At 32.6% G+C, this 4,129-nt stretch carries 2 protein-coding genes; both read right to left on the bottom strand.

Translation table 11 applies throughout. The features are described from left to right. Positions 1 to 5: 5 nt before the first annotated feature. On the bottom strand, positions 6 to 2,018 hold the full coding sequence (locus tag Q0409_RS06780) for a hypothetical protein (RefSeq protein ID WP_298536343.1): 2,013 nt from the start codon (positions 2,016 to 2,018) through the stop codon (positions 6 to 8). A 374-nt stretch (positions 2,019 to 2,392) separates the two neighbouring features. Then, a partial coding sequence (locus Q0409_RS06775; protein ID WP_366940079.1) for an Ig-like domain repeat protein occupies positions 2,393 to 4,129 on the bottom strand: 1,737 nt, incomplete at its 5' end.

Here is a 4,129-nt window from a genome sequence, read left to right as displayed (position 1 = left end):
TTTAACTATTCTTCTTCCTCTTTATCCTTCTGACGCTTATAACCAACAAGCAACAGCAGCAAAACAGCCAAGACAACAATGCCCAACTGGAAATAATCCGCAGACTTCACCAAAGGATTATCCTCATCATCTATCTCATAAGCCCGCTTATCAACACCAGAACTGTCTGCGGAACCAGCACTTGCACTTGCAGCAGCAAGACTCACACCGGAATCACCAACAGCATAACGAGTTGAATTCAAATCACCACGAGTGGAATTGGATCTGCTAAAGCGACTGTTATTACCATTTACATCAGAATTGAAATTAAACCCATTGCCACTGCCAGAACCATTAAAAAGATTACCATGACCACCTGAATTCAACCAAGACAAACCCAATCCTCTGCTTATAGGACTTTTATAATCCCTCAACCAATCAGGCAAATCACTCTCAGACATCTTAGCAACAGGCTTAGAACCATCAGTATTGTTCACAACAATATTTCCAGTACCTCCAGTAACATATACTGCACGGTTTCCACCATACCTTCTACCATTGAGGATGTTATTTGCAACAATAGAATCAGACACAGTGGAACTGCCTCCACCTTTCAACGCTACTGCATAATCACTGTTTGTTGAAACATTATTGTACTGTACATTATAGTTATGATCACCTTGGGTAGATTGAGAATAACTTATACCATAAACATTGAATCCTTTTTCAAACTCATTTACAGTACCAACAATGATAGTGTTATTCATTATCCTATCATCAGAGTCCTGAACCTCGATTCCAGCAACCAATGCCCAGCTATGTTTACTTGCATAACCGGTAACATTAATAAAATTATTAATAATATCAATTGTGGTCCTACCATAATAATTTTGGGAATAGATTCCAATATTCGGCCCAAAACTATAACTAGTTAGGTTATTATATGCTACACGAATATTTTCAGCCTGACCAGTTATCTGTATAGGATAAGCAGTACCATGAGCCTCTTTACCACCAGTAGTTTGAATATGAATGTCATTTCCATAAATAACTACGTCATTGGACAAATACAAATCCAAACCATACAAATAATTAACATTACCTTGAGCAGTAATAAAATCATTTTCTAAAATGGTGTTTTTTTCAATTGTTGAATTATGACATGCATAAATCAATACAGCATCCAATGTAGGCTCCCCTTGTGCAACGCCATTAACAACACACTTTATGTAATTATTAGATAAGACTAGATTATAGCAAGAATCTGCTGCAAAACCAGCAACGGCATCCATACTTATACCACCATATATTTCAGCCATCCAATCAACCGCCCTTAAAGGCAAGGAACAGTTAATTGTATTTCCAGAAACAAAGGCATCACGAGTATTTGTTAATACAATCCCATAATTATAACCTCTATTCAATGCATTACCACACAAGTTAACAGTATTGTTAACTAAATTTACGCCACTTAAGCTCTCATCTAAACCATTGGAGTAAATTCCAAATCCAGTGACATTCTTAGGAACATTATAATCAATGCTAACATTATAAACCGTAACATTATTAGCACTAATCAACACCCCTGCACCTTCATTATCAACAAAATCCTCATCTAAAACAAGATGCAGATTAGTTAACATTACACCATCAGCTTTAAGATTAAAAACGGTATTCCTAAATAATGCATCACGACCAGTTATTTTAGTATTATCCGAATCAATAGTGATAATCCCCTTATCAGCAAAATCACCATCAAATGTTATAATCTGACCGCTATATTCACCTTTCAAAACATTATCACTATCAAAAAATGTATTGAAATTGCTATTATTAACTACAAAATTTTCACTAGAACCTAACTTATTTGACTCCATACAAGAAGAAGAATGGGATTCAAAATCAATTCCATTTTCCAAAACGTCAGCTTGATAAGATATTTCATCAGCACTATCAGAAAAACTCAAATTTTCATAAGAGATTATCGAATCATCTAAATTATTCAAGCACTCCTCAGAAACCAATGAAGCAGAAACCATATTGGCACAGCAAAATACTAACACAAGCAATGAAACCAATATAAAAAATTTATTAATTTTCAATTCAATACTCCCATCCAATTTCCATATTAAATAATAAAAAAATACTTGAAAATATTTTTTTAACATAATATTAGGATCATAAAAAAATTACAATGCATAAAAAACTTCTAATAATTTATTAGGCAATTAAAAAAAATTTAATTAGAATCCTATTTTTAACAAATATAAAAAATAAATTTTTTACTAAAAAAATTTATTTGTTATTCCAATCCCAAACAGGCATTGAAATAAAAAATAAATTCTCTGAATAAATAATAAAAAATAGAAAAAAAAGTATTTTTTAACTTTTCCTTCTATAAAAATTCTGTCATTTATTTTTTAACGGTTATTTTTACTTTTTTGCTAATTGCCTTGTAGTATTTGCTTCCTGCAAACTTGACAGTTGCAGTGTATTTGCCTTTTTTGGTTAATTTAGTGATTTTAAAGGTTGCTTTACCTTTGCTGTTTGTTGTAGCTTTGTAGGTTTTTTTGCCTACTTTCAAGGTAAGTTTGACCTTTTTCAATACTTTACCTTTATTGTTTTTAAGGGTAACAGTATATTTTTTGGTTTTGACTTTAACCTTAAAGGTTTTTGCTTTTGCAGTGATCTTAGGTTTTGCTTTGCTTACAACTACTTTAGGGCTTACGCTGGAAGCAAGGTAACCATCGTCACCTGCAAACTTAACAGTTGCAGTGTAAGTTTTTGGAACCAAGGTAGCGACATTAAGGCTTACTTGACCTTTAGCGTTAGTGGTCAATGTTTTGCTGATAGTGCCAACTTTTACAGTCACTTTCTTGTTAGCAAGAGCTTTTCCATCCTTATCAGTAAGGGTAATGACTAAATTCTTTGCAACATTATAAACAGCACTTACCTTAGGAGCAGTGATCTTGGTTGCAACTTTAGCAGGAACTACAGGTTCTTCTGTGAAATTGAAGGATTTAGTGTCACTAATTGCATTGTATGATTCGTTTCCTTCATAGTTTACTGCAATGGTAACTTCACCAGTTAAACCGGAAATGGTAGCCTTACCATCATCACCAGTAGTGACAGTTTGCTCTTCACCACCATTTACAGTGTATTTAACGGTAGCACCAGCAATAGGATTAGTACCATCAGTTAAAGTAATAACAACAACACCTTTCTCAGATGAACTGATATCAACAGCACTGTCAACAGCAACAACTTTAAGTTTGGTAGCATTTACATAGAAATGACCATTAACTTCAGTAGTACCTACAGCAACTTCACCATCATAATTACAATCTTCAATAACAATAGCCTCATCAAAGTTAGCAGCAGAATCAACTACACCATTAAATTGGGAATTAGTAAAAGTACAATCTTTAAATGAAATACTGTCTTCTTCAAAATATCCTGCAATACGATAAACTAAAGAATCAGCAACAATATCTTTAAAGGTACAATTATTGAAATTTAATTGAGCACATCTATTAACTCCCATATAATAAGAATCTGTAGTTGTTTGACCAAAAGTACAATTGATGAATTCTAAAGAATAGGTTTTTAAAAATCCATGCTCTTCAAAGTATCTATCCTCATATTTTCCTGAATTGAAATTTTTGAAAAAGGTTACATCATTTTTAAAATTACAATTAATAAAGGTACAATTCCTATTAAAATCAGTGTTGAAAAATGTCATGTTAATAAAAGTATAAGTTGTATTTCCAACATTATTGTAATCAAATAAAAAATTATTAATTAGAGTATCTTGGCCTTGACCAATAAATGTAATATTTTTCATTTCATCAATTGTTATTACCCTCCTATATTTATAATCTCCATTAGCAAGATAAATAATACCACCATCATTAATATAAATTTTAGCAGCTGTGATTCCAGAAGGAGTACCAAATGCAGTAGCCCAACTTTGACCGTCAACAGTTTCAGGATCGCTAGAAGAAGAAATATTTACATAGAAAACATCAGAATTTGTTAAACTTAAAATATCAGAATTATCTGCGCCTAATACATCATGGGACTGTCCGGAAAGTTCATCATCAATTTCATCCTGAGCAGATGCAGAATCAACCACAACCGGCTCATCTTC

It is taken from the genome of uncultured Methanobrevibacter sp. (genome assembly GCF_937898925.1).
Lineage (GTDB): Archaea > Methanobacteriota > Methanobacteria > Methanobacteriales > Methanobacteriaceae > Methanobrevibacter.
The sequence above is the reverse complement of the archived record's forward strand: the minus strand, read 5'-3'. Positions and strand labels throughout refer to the sequence as shown.

Excerpts from the sequence above, each read along its gene's own strand:
- Q0409_RS06780 (WP_298536343.1), bottom strand. The coding sequence starts at position 2,018 with ATGGTTTCTGCTTCATTGGTTTCTGAGGAGTGCTTGAATAATTTAGAT.